Here is an 18,034-nt window from a genome sequence, read left to right as displayed (position 1 = left end):
GAAAACGACGGTATTCATCAGTTATCTACAACTTGTACCGCAATTAATTCTTTGACATCTTCAGGATTGCCAGTCGGGATCGAAACAATCGTTGCTTGATCAAGGATTTCTTGTTCCTGCTTTTTCACTGCTGCTTGATCTCTTGGATCACCTTGAAAATGACTCGGAACAGGATAACAAGTGATCGTACCGTTATGATTGCTTGAATAAACAACTAAACTTTGATAACCATATTCTCCTGAAAGAGTGCCCGTTTCAGTTGGAAAAGTCAAACTCGTGCTATCATAAGGATTGACTGCTGCTCCAGCAGCTGAATGTGACACATGAAGTTTAAAATTCCCACTGGCTAAATCGGTTTTGTAATGTGTACCCATAACTGCTAACCAGACACGGGCATATTCAATTTGGTCGTTTGTATAGCCACTTAGCGGATCGGGAGTGACCATTGTTTCGGTGGTGCTGCTGATTGTCGTTGATGCGCTCGTTGTTTCATTTTGCGTAGTATTCGTATTTTTCGCGACAGACTGGGAGTTAGTCGTAGTAGATTGGGTTTGTGATGATGCTTGTTTGGCTGAACTTGAAGAGTTAGTCATTGTTTGAGTTTCACTGGATGAAGCAGCCTTTGATTCTTCTGCTTTATTTCCTTTTGTGCCACAACCAACAAGAAGAAAAGCTGAAATAACCATTACAAATCCTACTTTTTTCATTTATACCACCTCTTTTTATTAATAGTTCGTATTATAACATTTTACGCTGCCAAATACATCGCTACTTAAGCTATATAATATTTATCTTTTTTTGTTTAAGTTGTAAAATGTTGATTTTTATCTTTCCTATCGCTCAGAGTCATTCTTAGCTAAACGATCAAAAACGATCAAAAAGAGACTAAGGCAAAACTTGCCTCAGTCTCTTCTAGTATCTCTAAAAACGAATAAACGGTGAGACAAAAGCAGCACCTTCGGAAATAAGCCGAAATTTACCAAAAATTTGAGAATCAATTTTCGGAAATTCCTTCTTATTTCTTGATGCTAAACACTTTTGTCTCAACCTCTTCTAGTATCTAGAAAAACAAATAAATGGTGAAACCAACATCTTCGAAAAATAAGCCGAAATTAACCACTAATTTGGGAAGTGCCAAGTAGATAACAATTAACAGCAAACACTAGTATTTATGTTTCGTTTCAATTTTCGAAAATCCCTTCTTATTTCTCGATGCTAAACACTTTTATTTCAACCTCTTCTTTGCTATTTTAAGCTGTTTGACTTTGTTGAATAGCTATTTTTCTGATTACTTTTCTAATACTTGAACCCCGACGCCTAACAAACCAGGACCTGTATGAACAACAAGTGCAGGGGATATTTGACCAAAATAGATTTGTTGCGCTTGTGGAAATTCTTCTTTCAATCTAGCCATCATCTCAGTTGCTTCTTCTTTGGCGTCTCCATGCGCAACGGCTAAGTTAAAGACTTTAGCTGTTCCAACTCGTTCTTTCACATAGGAAACAGTTCGATCTAGACTTTTTTTACGACCTCTTGCTTTGCCCACTGTATAGTAAATGCCTTCATCATTACAAGAAATGATTGGATTTAATTTTAAAGCCGTTCCTAATATAGAAGCAACTAACCCAATCCTTCCCCCTTTTTGTAAATATTCAAGGGTTGCCACGTTAAAGAATACTTTGGTCTGTTTGACTAATTCATTGAGTCTTTCAATCAATAATGACCATTCCATTCCTTCTTCTAACCATTTAGCTGCTTGAATTGCTGAAAAGCCTGCTCCGATCCCAATGTTCTTAGTATCTAGTACATACGCTTCCAATTCTTCTTGTTGTTGGGCAATCAACCGAACGATGTTATACGTACCACTTAATCCACTTGAGATTGTTACTGCTAAGATTTTTTCATAGCCGTCCTGTTTGATCTGTTCAAAAATTTTGGTAATTGTTTCGCCATCAGGTAAAGATGTTCCTGGAATCTCTTGAGGTAATCTTTGATAGATTTCCTCCGGAGTAATATCAACTTTATCAGTATATACTCGATCTTTATAAATAATCTTTAATGGAATCACATACATTTGATATTTTTCAATTAGCTCTTGTGGAACGTCTGTCCCAGAGTCTACTAAAATCGCCACTTTATTTTTCATTTTTTTTCTCCTCAATTAAATACTCAGTTTCTAGACTAATCGTTTTTTCTGCCAACAATTTCATCGCAAATGATAAGGTCGCCGATCGAACTGCGATATATTCTACGGGTATCTCTTGCTCCAATATCTGTGGATAGACTTCTCCTTGAGCCAATTGGCTAACCATTTTGATGGCTTTTTCTTGTTCGTGACAAAATAGATTGTAGGCTTCACGGATACCAACCGTTTTCCCTTGAAAGAGGATTCCTTCTTTAATTTCCGGAATCGTTAGAACTTGCTTCAATGATGTAATTGCAATTAAAAACGCAACATGCTCTTTGTTGTATCGTTTTTTGATGGGCGCTGGAACTAGCCCTAATTTCACATAATTATTTACCATTGAAGAGGTCAACAATGGATGTTTCTCACCTCGGATAACAGGAGAAAGATAACGATCAACTAACGTTCTGACCTGATCCATATAAAGTTCTAAATCAGGAAGTTCATCCCACTGAGGTAAATGATAATTTTCCAGTTCTTTTCCCCATTCAATTAATTGTTGTCGCATTTTTTCCATTACTTGTTCTCCTTTGTTGTTTTCACAAACATCTTATTAGAGTTATTAAAAACATCCAATCTAGTTTTTTTAACTAGGTAATTCAATTATATTAAATTTCTCGAGAAAATAAAACAATTTTACTTGCGAATACCTAAAATAAAACAATCTTTCACTACTTAAACAGATACCTTGGTTCTTTGTTTGCTATTTTTTCTTACTTTTCTGATTCCTTAAGCCCTACGGATAGTAACTTGCTTACTTCTAAGCTTATTTGAAACCTTCAGTCCATTCGGCATGGTACACTGAATAAGAGTGAATGGAGGGAAATAAAGATGATTCCAACAGATAAATTTTTTCAAGGAGAAAACAAAACCCACCCTTTTTTTGAAGGATGGTATTTTAAACATCAAATCGGAAATAACGTTTATGCTTTCATTCCTGGCTATTCGATTGCGGAAAATGGCGAAAAGTCTCCCTTTATACAAGTAATCAGTCATGAACATTCCGAGATTTTTTATTTTGATAGTGCGCAACTCTTTATCGAAAAAGAACATTTTTTCATAAAAATTGGTGAAAATATCTTTAGTGAAAAGGGTATTTCTCTTTCGTTAACCAATGACAATCTGTCGATTCATGGAACGATTGATTATGGCGATTTTACACCTATCCATCGGACCTACTATGCTCCTAGTATCATGGGTCCTTTTTCTTATTTCGCTTTTATGGAATGTTACCATGGGATATTAAGCATGAAACATTCACTACAGGGAGAATTAGTCTGGAATGATCAACCCATTGATTTTGATCAGGGGATTGGTTATGTAGAAAAAGATTGGGGCTCTTCTTTTCCTGCAACTTATGTATGGGCCCAGTGTAATCAATTTGAGACGTCCGATGCACGTTTTTTCTTTTCTGCAGCAGAAATTCCATTTCTTGGTGGACGTTTTTTGGGAATCATCGCAGTGTTGCAGATCCAGAGCGAAGAATATCGCTTTGCTACTTACTACGGAGCTAAAATTTTATCGATCGTCCAAGAAAAAGACTATTTAGTTATCACGATCAAACAACAACAGCTTAAATTAACACTGGCAGTCCTGCAAAAAGACGGACATCCATTAATGGCGCCTCACAAAGGATTGATGAATCGAGTGATTCGTGAAAAAGCCAGTACAGAAATCTATGTAACGTTACAAAAAAATAATGAAACGCTTTTGGAACAAAAAGGGATCGCAGCAGGATTTGAGGAAGTGGATCATTTGCATGGTTTTACCTACTAAAATAGGAGACCCGCCATTAAAAATGGCGGGAAGGAGTAAAAATGAAAAAGTGTTAGGGTTCGTTCTTTTGCAAGAACTTTTGTTGGTTGGTATGGTTATATCATACTGAGCATTTGTGAATAAACTATGAATGAATTTCTATAAAGACGTAAAGTTTTTTATGATTTTTTTTAAGCTAGTCTTGCATTTTAAAATCCACAGTGCTACTATTATTAAGTAATATTCAGTAAATATTTCATAAATTTATTGGGCCGTTAGCTCAGTTGGTAGAGCAGCTGACTCTTAATCAGCGGGTCGCGGGTTCGAGCCCCTCACGGCCCATTGGGTGCCAAACCCACGTCATCAGTACATTCTTGGCTACTTCGGTAGTTTCGAAAAGAGTGTACGTGATGACATTTTTTGTTTTTCGGATATATTCTTTTGATTGATCACTTAGTATTGTTTTGGAAAAAACTACGAATGAATGAACTCCGCCAAATCGTCAATTAATTAAACCACATTGCTTCCTCTAACAGATCTCTTCATCGTAACCAAATGATAGCGTTTACTTTATTAATAGAGCATTTATCGTTACAATCTAATTAAAGTTTCAATGAAACAAAGTAAGTCTAGCCCTTTTGACGTATTACCAGAGAAGTTCGTACACCTTGGGATCCTATTTAGTTGATGAGACAGGCTTTTGCCAACCATTAACTAACTATTGGATCGTTTTATCAACTAGTGATTGGAGGAAAAAATTATGTGTGGACGTTATTTTTTTGATTTAGCATCCGATGAACTGAAAAAGTATTATGAACAAGTAAAGCCACAGGCAGAAAGTCAGCAAATCCACATCGGAAAAAATGAAATTTTTCCATCGAACCATGTAGTAACGTTAGGTCTTAATCAAGAATCCGCTGTTGTGCCAGGTATCACTCGTTGGGGCTTTACCGGTTTTAAAAAAGGACAGCTAATGATCAATGCTCGAGCAGAAACAGTCGAAGAAAAAAAGACATTCTCTCACCCTTTCAAAGAGACTCGTTGTGTTTTCCCAATGTCGGGTTTTTATGAATGGGATTCTGACAAACACAAAGTAATGTTCACTGACAGTCAAACGTCCGTCCTTTATGTCGGTGGTTTTTATCGGATCCATAAAAATGAAGCTGGATTTGAAACCGAATCAATCATTTTGACCACTCAACCAAGTCAATCAGTGCTTCCCGTTCATGATCGCATGCCCTTAATCCTAGCAAAAGAACAGATTAAAGACTGGCTTAATGATTTAGATTTTGCAAGAAGTCAATTGACAGCGAATATGCCTGAGTTAATTCGGCATGACGTAGACTAATCAAAATTGAAAGTGTACTAGAGTCTTTCCCAAATACTCACCTCAAGCAAAAAATCTCAAAACACGAAAAAGATGTTTTGAGATTTTTTGACTGATTACTAATCCACGACATACTAAAAAGATTTTCTCCTTGAGGACCCATTACTGAGATACTGAAATACAGTTTATTTTTCAATTGATCATTCATCACTACTGACTGACCTGGTAGATAATTTTCGCTGATCGTTAGCTGTTGATCTTTGAATTGTATCAAAATTTATTTGGATTCCCATCAACTGATTGTCCTTTGATATCAAAGTTTTGCTCTACTGATATCGGCACCATTTGACGACTGATTTCTTGGTAATCTTGATCATACAAGACAATCTTCACCTGATCAGTTTGCTTTAATGAACCCTCATAGTAATTGATTTCCCATTAGTGGGAAGATATCATGTTTTCTCAAAAATTTTTTCATAAATGATCGTTTTAGAGATCATTTTTAAATTTCCAAGTATGGAGACTGAAACAAAAGTAGCATCTTCAAAAAATTGGAGAAGAAATTTCAGGAAGTTCCTTCTTATTTCTTGATGCTAAACACTTTTGTTTCAACTTCAACTTATCATTTAGCTTTCGATTGCTACTCTAAAAAACAGAGCGCTGTACAAATTTTCCTATTTTTTTAGTATCAAGCTGATGAATCATAAAAATTTAAATAGGCTGTTTTTGCTATAGTATCTCCTCGCCTAACACCCGTTTCCACTTACGCAAGGAACTAACTGATACTTTCCTTGCATTATGGAACCTTTCTGTGATCATCTTTACCGTAATAGCATTCTACTGCAGTTGGATAGCCAAGTAATTCTCCAACTGTTTTAAATTGATACCCTTGTCCTTTTAAATATTCAATAATTTGAGGCATCGCATTGATTGTTTCCGAATAGATATCATGGAATAACAGGATAGCCCCATTATGAACGGTATTTTGAACACGTTGTACAATCATTTCCGAATTTCTAGTTTTCCAATCTTCTGAATCAACTGACCATAAAATGATGGGGCGTTTAATTAGTTGAGCGACTCTATTTGATGTGCTCCCGTATGGTGGACGTACGAACGCAGCTGTTTTACCTGTCACCTTTTTAATTTCTTCGTCCGTTTTTTTGAGCTCACTCTCAACTGATTCCAGAGAGAGTCTCGTGAGATCTTGGTGATCATATGAGTGATTTCCAACTTCATTACCGTCCATGACTGCTTGTTTCACAACTTCAGGGTATAGCTGAATATTTTGGCCCAACGCAAAAAACGTGCCATGTATCTGTTGGTCTTTCAAAATTTTTAAGAGTTTTGGTGTCGTTGTTCCATTTGGTCCGTCGTCAAAACTGAGTGCAATCGTTTTTTGTGCTTTAGTTTCCGTATTAGTTGTTGCTGTAGAAGGCTTAAGCTCCTGTTCTTTCGATGTCTCTATTGTCTGTGATGAGGTAATTGTTTGTTGCGTTACGGTGGTTTTTGTTAAATGTAAAGCCCGCAGTGAAATAACTTCCACCAATAAGACACCTGTAAAAAAACAAATTCCCGCAATCAAAAATTTTTGTTTCAATATCTTTTGGTCACCTTTCTACTATCGGTTTTTATGATTGATTTCAATATACCAAACTGATTTCCTCACTTTTTCTTTTAATTTATCATCTTTTCCTTTTTATAATGAATTAACAGTTTTGACATTTTGTCTAAAAATAATTTCGTTTATGCCTTTATAAAAAAATTGGAATTTACACCATTTTTTCACTCAAAAAGTCTCTATGAACTAGAAAAAATTTTTTAAATAAAGAATCACAAAAAAAATCAAAAATGTAATTGATTCTTGTTTTTTTATTGAAAGATTGATTTTTCAAAGTCATGTGTTGCTAAATGATAAGATTTCATTACTTGCGCTTTTAAATCATCCATATAATGCATTTTTCTGTTTTGTTTCGCTAGTGTTAAATCTTTATTCAAAGCATCTTGGAATAGTATCTCGAATTCATTAGAAGAATGAATCGTCCGTAGACTGTTTCAATTGACGGTAATTGGTTTGAACAAATCTTTTTCATTGATTGCGCTTGATTGTCCATTTCATTTTTTGAAGTTGTCACAACATTCGTACTTGTTAATGAATTCGTTGGTACATGATTATTTGGGATTTCTTCTGTATGCACGTATCCTTAGAAAGTATACTCATGAATATTGGGATCAATTTGTGGGAGTCTACTACCAATGGGAACTTCAAATGTTTGGTGCTAATGTTCTACCGAGGGGTGACCTATCATAGATAAACCTAATACGTTCGTACCAGTGAAAGCATTCAATAATAAAACACTAAATAAAAATTTAGATTTTTTTGCTTTCTTAGATAATAAAATCCAGCTAGCTAGCAACATACCCGAACCAATATAGATATAAATCAGTGAAGAACCCGTATCACCTGTTTTCGGCAAGACACTTTGATTATTTTTTTCATAAACTAAATAATATTTTTGATTTTTAGTTAAAACTGCTTTAGGGAGCTCTTTACTGATTTTTTCTTGTTCTACTGTACTTAAATTAGTTTTTAATATGGGGATAAATTCGACCTGTAGTAATTTTTCCTGTTCATTCGGTTTTTCAATCAATCGTTTATGTTCTGTAAGCAAGGTATCCGCATTAACACTCGGAACTACCGGTATTCCATATAGCAATACCGATCCTATAGCCACAGAAAAGACACCTTGTGAGAATTTTCTTAGTGCATATTTTATCTTCTTATCGCCAAATTTTTGTTTGTCCACTTTATTTTTCTCCTTAAATGTACATTTAGTTAAAGAAATTATAGCGAGAGATAAAGAACTTAATTATTATATTTTTTAAGAAAATCTTCTATTTTCTATCATAAAATAAAAATAGCAAACAATAATAGCCTCTTTTACATTCCCTTAGTACCATGGCTTATGTATTTTTCCCATCAACAGTGAGTTACATAAAAAAGTTCTGAATACTAACAAAAAATGAAGCGTTCCAAAAATAGTAAAGACTATTTTCAGAACGCTTCATTATGATTTACTAGAGTTTGATCGAACTTTTCGTGATCAGTTACCTAAACATTATTCTTTCCAGCTATCGACTGTTTTTTGATTTTCTTTGATCCAGTCTTGCGCTGCTTGTTGTGGATCTTTTCCGTTATTGATTTCTAACATGACTTTTTCCATATCTTTTTCTGACCAGTGGAAATTATCTAAGACCTTATATGCTTCTGGTTGGTCTTCTTTTAATCCTTTGCGGACGATCGTATGGATTTCTTCAGCACTTCCCATGGCTTTTTTAGGATCTTCAAGATACTTCAAGTCATATTTAGCAAACATCCAATGTGGAGTCCAACCAGTAATAACGATTGGTTCTTTCTTTTTGATGGCTTGACCTAATGCCACTGTCATCGCACCTGAAGAAGAAGTTTCTACGGTCCAATCTTTTAAGTTGTCATATTGCTTGATTGTATTTTCAGCAGCATTGACGACTCCGGCACCAGGTTCAATACCGGTGATTTTCTTACCTGCTTGATTGGTTAATTCTTCAATTGAGTTGACATCCATATAGCTTGGAACAGCTAAGCCAACTTTAGCACCGGTTAAATTAGCACCTAGATCATTTATTTGGTCTTTGTACTGTGCATATTGGGAACCATGGGTTTTTGGTAACCAAGCAGCTACCATCCCATCTGATTCTCCTTTAGAAACAGATTCCCACATGATGGAATTATCTAATGGTGTGATCGACACATCATAGCCCATTCCTTTAAGTACTTCAGCAACTACATTCGTTGAAGCTACTTCAGTATCCCATTCTACATATGAAAGATTGATTTTTTTCGTTTCTTTGTTATTAGCTAAACTACCTAAGCCAATGGCACCTAAAATCACAACCACTACAGCTCCAATAATGATTCCTTGGCGTTTTTTACTTTTTTGTTTGTTCGCACCTGTCGCTTTTTTATTATTTGGTTGATTCAAATGTTGCGTAAAACGGTCAATGATGATCGCCAAGATAACTAAAGCTACCCCGTTAACAAATCCATTTCCGACTTGCGCACGTTGTAATGCTGACAAGACGCCACGACCTAATCCTGGCGCTCCGATCATTGAAGCAATCACGACCATTGAAAGTGACAACATGGTGGTTTGGTTGATCCCCGCCATGATCGTACTTTTAGCCAATGGTAATTCTAACTTGAACAGTTTTTGCCAACTGGTACTACCAAATGAATCAGATGCTTCCACCAATTCTTTTGGTACTTGGCGAATACCTAGATTTGTGAAACGAACAGTTGGTGGTAACGCAAAAATAACCGAAGCGAATACCCCTGGAACCATCCCAATCCCAAAGAATGCGACTGCTGGGATCAAGTAAACAAATCCTGGCATAGTTTGCATAAAGTCAAGGATCGGTTTGATGATACTTTGCGCTTTGCTGCTTTTTGCCATTAAGATTCCTAATGGTACACCAATAATGATGGAGATCATACTAGATAATAAGACAAGTGTCACAGTATTCATCAAATCAGACCATAACCCTTGATTGTAAATAAACCATAGACCAATCAACGTAAACAAGGTCAGTCCTGGACGTTTCTTAGAGATAAAGAATGCAACGACTGTTAATAAAAGGATGAACACTGGTGCTGGAATAACTAATAATAAATTAGTGATCCCAGACATCACTGCTTGCCCGATCGTTTGTAGAAAAGCAAATAATCCTGCAAACGTAGTCGTAAACCATTCTGTCAATTTTTCAACCCAATCTGCTACGGGTAATTGATAGTTTAATAAATTATTCATGTTCATTCACCTCACCTGATTCTGCTAATGCTTCAATCACACTTCCTCGAATGACAACCCCTTTAAGTTTACCGTTGTCAACGACTGCTAGTGGCGTAGGTGAATCATAAATAATATTGAAGATATCACTGACAATCATGTCTTTCCCAATGACAGTGACATTTTCATCTAAGAAATCAATCAACGGCCGTTTTTGGCGTCTGGCTTCTAGCGCTTGATCAGCTGTAATGATTCCTTTTAAGTTTCGTTTTCTATCGACTGCCATCAACATACTTACTTCTTCGTTGCGCATTCGAGTCAATGCAACATTCGGACCATCTGATTCAATATTGGTAGTCAATGCTGGAACCATGATATTTTGAGCTGTTAAGACTTTGGAGCGGTCCACTTCCTCCACAAATTCTCGAACATAATCGTTAGCAGGATTTGTTAAGATTTCTTCTCCTGTGCCGATTTGCATGATTTCACCATCTTTCATCAATGCAATACGGTCACCGATTCGCAACGCTTCGTTTAGATCATGGGTGATGAAAATGATTGTTTTTTGGACATTTGATTGTAATTCGAGTAGTTCATCTTGCATTTCACGGCGAATCAACGGATCAAGAGCAGAAAAAGCTTCATCCATCAATAAAATCTCTGGATCGTTGGCTAATGCTCGAGCTAGCCCTACACGTTGTTGCATCCCACCAGATAATTGATTTGGATATTGATCTTTAAATGAAAGCAAACTTGAGTTTTCAAGTGCTTGTTCTGCTTTTTGTTGGCGTTCTTCTTTCGGAACTCCTCGAACTTCTAAACCATATTCCGTATTTTCTAAGATCGTACGATGTGGAAATAACCCAAAGTTTTGGAAAACCATATTGATCTTGTGACGACGAACTTCACGAAGTTCTTCTTTACTCAATTTTGAGATGTCTTCTCCATCGATATAGATGTTTCCTGCTGTTGGTTCGATCAAACGATTCAATAATCGAATCAAGGTTGATTTCCCACTACCGGAAAGACCCATGATAACGAATATTTCGCCTTCTTGAACATCAAAGCTAGCATCGTACACACCGACCGTTGCGCCGGTTTTTTTCAATATATCTGTCTTCGGTTGATGATTCTTCATCATTTCTAAAGCTACTTGTGTCTTTTTACCAAATATTTTTGTTAAATTTTTTACTTCTACCTTTACCAAACAAATTTCTCCTTTTTTATGTTTATGTAAATTCATTTTACTTTCTGAAAAAAGTGACCACACTATACTAACATCGTGTAGTCACTTTGTCAAAAAGGAGACTTTTTTGTTTGCTTCCAAAATAAAAAAAACTTGAATAAAGCCCTAGCGGTTAGGCTTATTCAAGATTAAAATTTGATGATAAAAAATAATTAAAGGACTAGTTTTCTGGATAGAAGAAATTAGTCATTCTTTGTAAGGTAAATTCGTTTCCAATGAAATGTACAGTGTCACCCGCTGTGAATTTGGCATACGGTCCAGGTGAAACGAGCAACTCTTCTTTATGGGAAATCGCAATCACTGTCGCTCCTGTTGCTTGCCAAATATTCAACTCGCTGATGGAGCGGTCAAGATGGGTCGCTTCTTTCGTCAACGTTAATTCAAATGGCAATAAAGGATTCATCTTATGTATCCGTTTCGTTTGACTGACTAATTGATCTAATAATTGTGAAAAATGATCCAATTCTTCTTGTTGCTTTTCTACACTTGCCATAATTTCGGCTTTTGTTTCTTGGATCGATTGAACATCTTGGTATTGCAATAAAAAATCTTTGGCTTTCTCTTTTGAGGCAACGAATGCCCCACTGCCATGGCGAACCTCCATGATCCCTAGATCAACTAGCACATTGATTGCTTTTCTTGTAGTTTCAGGAGAAGCATTATATGTACTTGCTAAAGTGGATCTCGCATGGATCTTCTCCCCCACCTGATAACGGTTTTCCACGATTCGTTCAGCCAGATCAACTGCGATTTGTTGGTATCTTGGACGAACAATTTTTTTCTTTCCTGCCATTTATTCTCCTCTTCCTTCTCTTTTTCAGTTACATCTTACTATGGGAAATCAAAATAAGCAAAAAATCTTAAAAAGGTTTTAAGTCTGTTCCTTGGAGAAAAATCAAAAGAAGCAGAATCAACCACAAAAAAAACAACGAACGATGAACTGTTTTTCGATCATCACTCGTTGTTTTTATCATCTCACATCCGTTAGACTTTCTTTACTGGGCAAGCACTTTTACAGTCATCACACGTTTTTCCTGATTTGACACGTGAAAACACGATATAACCAGCACTGCCAAAGATCAATACACTTAATAAAAAAGTCGCCATTTAATTTCCACCTTCTAATGATAACGTCAAAATTTCTTGTTTCTTCTGCTGCTTTTTAAATAAAGCGTAACCTAATCCAATCAGGACCATACCTGCTAAATAAGTCGAAAATACGATAGAGCCGCCTTCTAATAAATGAGCGAACTGATAAATCATGAAGCTTACCAAGTAAGCAAACCCACATTGATAGCCAACTGCGATCAGTGTCCATTTCCTTGAATTCATTTCACGATGGATCGCACCGATTGCTGCAAAACAGGGAGCACAAAGCAGATTGAAGGACAATAAGGAATAAGCAGCAGCGGAAGTATACGTACCTTGTAATGCTTGCCAAATCTCTCGACCATTTTCCGCTACTTCTTTGTGCCCAAACAAAATACCAAAAGTCCCAATGACATTTTCTTTGGCCACTAATCCAGTGATCGTAGCTACTGTTCCTTGCCAATTCCCCCATCCTAGTGGTTGGAAAAGAGGAGCCACAATCCGTCCAACACTTGCTAGAATACTTTGATCTTCTGTAACAGGTTGACCAAAAAAGTTATACGAAGAAGTAAACCAAATCAAAATACTTGAAACAAAGATGATCGTTCCTGCTTTTTTGACGAATGATTTACTGCGGTCATAGGTTTGGCGTAAAATCGTTGTTCCTTGTGGAAAATGATACGCTGGTAGTTCCATAATAAATGGTGCGGTATCGCCAGCAAATAACTTCGTCTTCTTCAACATGATCCCTGATAAAACGATGGAAGACATACCTAGAAAATAAGCAGAGGGTGCTACCCAAGAAGTATGGGGGAAAAACGCTCCTGCTATCAAAGCAATGATTGGTAATTTAGCAGAACATGGCATAAACGTCGTGACCATGATCGTCAAGCGCCGATCTTGCTCATTTTCAATGGTTCGGCTAGCCATCACCCCTGGAACGCCACAACCTGTAGCAATCAACATAGGAATAAACGATTTCCCTGACAAACCAAATTTCCGAAATAAACGATCCATCACAAAAGCGATCCGTGACATGTAGCCACAATCTTCCAAGAAACTTAAACACAAGAACAAGACGATCAGCTGAGGTAGAAAGCCCAACACTGCGCCTACCCCTGCTATGATTCCATTGAGGATCAATTGTTGCATCCACTGTGCCACTTGCCAGTTGACCAGTACCTGTTCGACGTGTTGTGGCAACCAGCTGCCAAATAACGTGTCATTGATCCAATCAGTTCCCATTGTTCCGATTGTTTGAATCGCTAAATAATAGATCAGCCACATGACAAAAGCAAAAATTGGTAAAGCGAACCAGCGATTAGTAACGATTCGATCGATTTTATCACTGATGGACAAGCGAAATGAATCCGTAGACACGACACAAAGTGCAGTAAGTTGCGTTAGCCATTCATATCGTTCATTAATAACTATTGTTTCGCTATCTTCATCAAATAGTCTCTCTGTCAGACGAATCAGCTGCTCAATTTCTTTTTCTTGTTTTGTCGTTATTGTTTGTTTTTCCCATAACTGTGGATCACGCTCAAAATATTTGATGGCAGACCAGCGTTGAAAAGGCTGATCTTTTCCTAATATCTCTTCGATTTCATGGATTGCAGCTTCTAGTCGATCGTCATAATTAGTTAGTAAGGATACCTTCTGTTCTTTTGGCTGCTTGAGGGCATCAATGATTTTCTTCGTGAGTTTATCCAACCCTTCTTTTTTCAATACACTGATAGGAACCACAGGTATGCCTAAACCATAACTTAATTTTTCGACATTGATTTTTTTGCCATTTTTTTTAATGATATCCATCATATTCAGTCCGATAATGATGGGGATGCCTAGATCTAATAATTGTGCAGTCAGATAAAGATTTCTTTCTAAATTTGTGGCATCGACAATATTGATGATCAGATCAGGACATTCGTTGGTCAGATAATCTCTCGCAATTACTTCTTCAGGTGTATAAGGTGACAGGGAATAGATTCCAGGTAAATCTTGAATCTTGATTATCGGATTCTTCTTCATTTTTCCTTCTTTTTTTTCCACCGTTACCCCTGGCCAATTCCCTACGTATTGTTTAGCACCAGTTAAGGCATTGAATAAACTACTCTTTCCACTATTAGGGTTACCAACTAAAGCTACCTTCATTTTTTACACCTCTTTTTGCACAAGGATCAACATTGCTTCTTCTTTACGAAGCGTTAACTCATACCCTCGCAAGGTAATTTCTAACGGATCTCCTAGTGGTGCTAATTTTCTTACGGTCAAAGGAACATTTTTCGTTACGCCCATATCCATCAAACGCCGTTTAACAGCGCCTTTTCCATGTATCCCTACAACGATTCCTCGTTCTCCAACAGTCAGTTGATCTAATGAAGTCCAGTTATCCTTAGAAAGTTCGTTCTTTTTCACTAAAATTTGTTTAAACAACCCTCGATCGATCGCGATCCGATTATTTTTTAGCAGGACGATTCCATTACTTCCTGATCGATTGATAACAACGAGTTTACTTCCAACGATTATACCGAGATTTTGCAAATGTTTTTTGACTGCTTCACTCGTTTGCAATTTTTCAATTTGGTAAACAAGATTTAGCTTCGCTTCTTCTAAAGGGACAGTGGCATCTAAAGATAAAGTAGCATTCAAATTCATAAATCGATTTTCATCTCCTTCTTGTGAAAAACATCATGATAGTTCTTTCTATTTATTTTTCCTAGTATTTACTTCATTTATCAACATACATTGAGAATCATTCTCAATAAGAATACTCTCGTTACTTGATAAAGTCAACGAACGTTGTGATTTTATGAGCGAACTTTCATTTAACCACTTAATAAGGAAATAAAAAAATCTTTTCGGGGATTTTTCCACAACCTTCACTGTACTAAAACAAGTATTTTTTCCCCTGTTACTTGTTTTCAGCTGTTTTTCAAAAACCACAAAACATAGTATTCCACAGTTTCCACAACACAAGATGTAGTGTTTGTTGTTTGACTTTTTTACTAATAGTTTTATACTATTCATTATAGAGAAACAAGAGCTGTGGAGGAGGCAATACACATGAATGTCAAAATATTTTCTAAAAATAATTGTATGCAATGCAAGATGGTCAAACGCTTTTTAACTGACAACCAAATCGATTTTGAAGAAGTTAATATCGACGAACAACCAGATGCAATTGAATGGTTAAAAGCTCAAGGATTCCAAAGTGTTCCTGTTATCACGTCAGATGCACAAACGGTGATCGGGTTTCGACCAGATCAACTTCGCAAACTTGCTAGTTAGTCACCAGTCAATCGAAATGGAAAAGAACGTAGAATTGGATTTGATGGAATTGAGGCACTTGTTTTTGCCGTAAACTCCCCAAATCCTTTTTTACAGCACGAAACAATATTCACTATCAAAATATGGAATGAAGGTTGGGCGTACTTATGAGTCTTAAGCAGTTAAAAGATGTTAGTTACTTTAAATTAAACAATGAAATCAATCGACCAGTAAATGGTCAGATCCCGCTAAATAAAGATAAAGAAGCGCTAACCGCTTTTTTTGAAGAAAATGTCAAACCAAACACGATGACGTTTGCAACAGCAATGGATAAAATCAATTATTTGATTGAAAACGACTATTTAGAGTCAGAATTTATCCAACTGTACTCTGCTGAATTTATTGAATCACTTTATCAATTTTTAGCAGAACAACACTTTACCTTTAAATCATTTATGGCTGCCTACAAATTTTATTCACAATATGCGTTAAAAACGAATGATGGTACTGCTTATCTTGAATCTTATGAAGATCGAGTAGCTTTCAACGCACTTTATTTTGCTAATGGTGATGAACAATTGGCGTTGTCTTTAGCAGATGAAATGATCCACCAACGTTACCAACCTGCTACCCCTTCTTTCTTGAATGCCGGTCGGAAACGTCGTGGGGAACTCGTTTCTTGTTTCTTGACACAAGTAACTGATGATATGAACTCTATCGGTCGTTCGATCAACTCTGCTTTACAACTATCACGTATCGGCGGTGGTGTTGGGATCACTCTTTCAAACCTACGTGAAGCGGGGGCACCGATCAAAGGTTATGAAGGAGCAGCAAGTGGTGTTGTCCCTGTTATGAAATTATTTGAAGATAGTTTTAGCTATTCAAACCAATTAGGTCAACGTCAAGGTGCTGGTGTCGTTTATTTGAACGTCTTCCACCCAGATATCATTGCTTTTCTTTCTGCCAAGAAAGAAAATGCAGATGAAAAGATCCGAGTAAAGACACTTTCACTTGGTGTAATCGTTCCTGATAAATTTTACGAGTTAGCTCGTAAAAATGAAGAAATGTATCTTTTCAGTCCTTATAGTGTGGAAAAAGAATATGGCGTGCCATTTTCTTATGTCGACATCACTGCTGAGTATGATCATTTAGTAGCGAATCCTAATATTCGGAAACAAAAAATCAAAGCACGTGAACTTGAAAATGAAATTTCGAAATTACAACAAGAATCCGGTTATCCTTATATCATCAATATTGATACAGCGAATCGTGAAAATCCAGTTGACGGAAAGATCATCATGAGTAACTTGTGTTCGGAAATCCTACAAGTTCAAACACCTTCTGTTATCAATGGAAAACAAGAATATGAAGTATTAGGAACGGACATCTCATGTAATCTCGGTTCGACTAACATCGTTAACTTGATGGACAGCCCTGATTTTGGTCAGTCTGTGCGTACGATGACACGGGCATTGACTTACATCACAGATGCTTCCGATATCGATGTTGTCCCTCCAATCCAAAATGGAAACAAATTGAATCATACGATCGGACTAGGAGCAATGGGCTTGCACACTTTCTTTGCGAAGGAACAAATGGCGTATGGCTCTGAAGAATCCTTAGATTTCACAAATATTTACTTTATGCTTTTAAATTACTGGACATTAGTTGAAAGTAATACGATTGCTCGTGAAAGAAAACAAGTCTTCCATAACTTTGAAAAATCTGCTTATGCAGATGGAAGCTATTTTGATAAATATGTTACTGGAGAATTCCAACCAAAATCTGATAAAGTAAAAGCTTTATTTGAAGGAATCTTTATTCCAACTGCTGAAGATTGGGAAAACTTAAAACAAGCGATCATGACCGATGGTTTATACCATCAAAATCGTCTAGCTGTAGCACCGAATGGTTCGATTTCTTATATCAATGACACTAGTGCAAGTATTCATCCGATTACACGCATGATCGAAGAGCGTCAAGAAAAGAAAATCGGGAAAATCTATTACCCAGCGCCTTATCTGTCAAATGAAACAATTCCTTACTATACTTCAGCTTATGACATGGACATGCGAAAAGTCATTGACATTTACGCAACTGCTCAACAACATGTAGATCAAGGAATGAGTTTAACCCTATTTATGCGTTCTGAAATCCCAGAAGGTCTATATGAATGGAAAACAACGACTAAACAAACAACACGTGATTTGAATATCTTACGTCACTACGCTTTCCATAAAGGAATCAAATCAATTTATTACGTTCGGACGTTTACTGATGATGCAGAAGAAATCGGCAGCAATCAATGTGAAAGTTGTGTCATCTAAAACAAGTAA

Annotated in this window: 15 protein-coding genes and 1 tRNA gene; 5 read left to right on the top strand and 11 right to left on the bottom strand. The window is 36.6% G+C overall.

The genetic code is table 11. The features are described from left to right. Positions 1-17 precede the first annotated feature (17 nt). The 3 genes from IGL28_RS02120 to IGL28_RS02110 all read right to left on the bottom strand — a co-directional run bounded on the left by IGL28_RS02120 (position 18) and on the right by IGL28_RS02110 (position 2,702). Positions 18-707 (bottom strand): hypothetical protein, encoded by a 690-nt coding sequence (locus IGL28_RS02120; RefSeq protein WP_081127711.1) that lies wholly within the window; start codon positions 705-707, stop codon positions 18-20. A gap of 581 nt (positions 708-1,288) precedes the next feature. Continuing rightward, positions 1,289-2,146 (bottom strand): DegV family protein, encoded by an 858-nt coding sequence (locus tag IGL28_RS02115; protein WP_010738442.1) that lies wholly within the window; start codon positions 2,144-2,146, stop codon positions 1,289-1,291. Further along, a complete protein-coding gene (locus IGL28_RS02110) occupies positions 2,136-2,702 on the bottom strand; it encodes a DUF1836 domain-containing protein (protein ID WP_010720056.1) in 567 nt (188 codons plus the stop codon). Before IGL28_RS02110 ends, IGL28_RS02115 begins: the two co-directional genes overlap by 11 nt. A 314-nt stretch (positions 2,703-3,016) precedes the next feature. On the opposite strand from IGL28_RS02110, the gene IGL28_RS02105 reads away from it, so the two are divergent. The 3 genes from IGL28_RS02105 (at position 3,017) to IGL28_RS02095 (ending at position 5,288) form a co-directional block, all read left to right on the top strand. Then, complete coding sequence (locus tag IGL28_RS02105; protein ID WP_081127709.1) at positions 3,017-3,961, top strand: tocopherol cyclase family protein; 945 nt, start codon at positions 3,017-3,019, stop codon at positions 3,959-3,961. A 248-nt stretch (positions 3,962-4,209) separates the two neighbouring features. Continuing rightward, positions 4,210-4,282, top strand: a tRNA-Lys gene (locus IGL28_RS02100). Positions 4,283-4,700: 418 nt separating this feature from the next. Further along, positions 4,701-5,288: an SOS response-associated peptidase gene (locus IGL28_RS02095; protein ID WP_081127708.1), complete on the top strand. Its 588-nt coding sequence runs from the start codon at positions 4,701-4,703 to the stop codon at positions 5,286-5,288. A 775-nt stretch (positions 5,289-6,063) separates the two neighbouring features. Here the strand turns inward: IGL28_RS02095 and IGL28_RS02090 are convergent. From IGL28_RS02090 to IGL28_RS02055, 8 genes are all read right to left on the bottom strand, one after another. Then, entirely contained in the window at positions 6,064-6,867 is an 804-nt protein-coding gene (locus IGL28_RS02090) for a polysaccharide deacetylase family protein (protein WP_202607881.1), read from the bottom strand. Positions 6,868-7,546: 679 nt separating this feature from the next. After that, positions 7,547-8,074, bottom strand: a complete 528-nt coding sequence (locus IGL28_RS02085; protein WP_081127912.1) for a YSIRK-type signal peptide-containing protein — start codon at positions 8,072-8,074, stop codon at positions 7,547-7,549. A 312-nt stretch (positions 8,075-8,386) separates the two neighbouring features. Beyond that, on the bottom strand, positions 8,387-10,114 hold the full coding sequence (locus IGL28_RS02080) for an ABC transporter permease/substrate binding protein (protein WP_010720060.1): 1,728 nt from the start codon (positions 10,112-10,114) through the stop codon (positions 8,387-8,389). Beyond that, on the bottom strand, positions 10,107-11,300 hold the full coding sequence (locus tag IGL28_RS02075) for a quaternary amine ABC transporter ATP-binding protein (protein ID WP_010720061.1): 1,194 nt from the start codon (positions 11,298-11,300) through the stop codon (positions 10,107-10,109). Before IGL28_RS02075 ends, IGL28_RS02080 begins: the two co-directional genes overlap by 8 nt. A 199-nt stretch (positions 11,301-11,499) precedes the next feature. Next, positions 11,500-12,132 carry a GntR family transcriptional regulator gene (locus IGL28_RS02070; RefSeq protein ID WP_010720062.1) on the bottom strand — a complete coding sequence of 211 codons (633 nt, stop codon included), beginning with the start codon at positions 12,130-12,132 and terminating at the stop codon, positions 11,500-11,502. A gap of 191 nt (positions 12,133-12,323) precedes the next feature. Continuing rightward, entirely contained in the window at positions 12,324-12,446 is a 123-nt protein-coding gene (locus tag IGL28_RS02065) for a hypothetical protein (protein ID WP_053765766.1), read from the bottom strand. After that, positions 12,447-14,582: a ferrous iron transport protein B gene (feoB, locus tag IGL28_RS02060; RefSeq protein ID WP_081127706.1), complete on the bottom strand. Its 2,136-nt coding sequence runs from the start codon at positions 14,580-14,582 to the stop codon at positions 12,447-12,449. It abuts the gene before it with no gap. A gap of 3 nt (positions 14,583-14,585) precedes the next feature. Next, the gene (locus tag IGL28_RS02055) at positions 14,586-15,086 is read right to left on the bottom strand and encodes a FeoA family protein (protein WP_034699516.1); all 501 of its coding nucleotides are present in this window, start codon (positions 15,084-15,086) and stop codon (positions 14,586-14,588) included. Positions 15,087-15,494: 408 nt separating this feature from the next. On the opposite strand from IGL28_RS02055, the gene nrdH reads away from it, so the two are divergent. Both nrdH and nrdE read left to right on the top strand, forming a co-directional pair. Further along, a complete protein-coding gene (gene nrdH / locus IGL28_RS02050; RefSeq protein WP_010738447.1) occupies positions 15,495-15,719 on the top strand; it encodes a glutaredoxin-like protein NrdH in 225 nt (74 codons plus the stop codon). 146 nt (positions 15,720-15,865) lie between these two features. Continuing rightward, positions 15,866-18,025 carry a class 1b ribonucleoside-diphosphate reductase subunit alpha gene (nrdE, locus tag IGL28_RS02045; RefSeq protein ID WP_010720067.1) on the top strand — a complete coding sequence of 720 codons (2,160 nt, stop codon included), beginning with the start codon at positions 15,866-15,868 and terminating at the stop codon, positions 18,023-18,025. Positions 18,026-18,034: the final 9 nt, after the last annotated feature.

It is taken from the genome of Enterococcus sp. AZ077 (assembly GCF_051714965.1).
Classification (GTDB): domain Bacteria; phylum Bacillota; class Bacilli; order Lactobacillales; family Enterococcaceae; genus Enterococcus_B; species Enterococcus_B hirae.
Note: the sequence above shows the minus strand (reverse complement) of the source record. Positions and strands in the feature narration are given on the sequence as shown.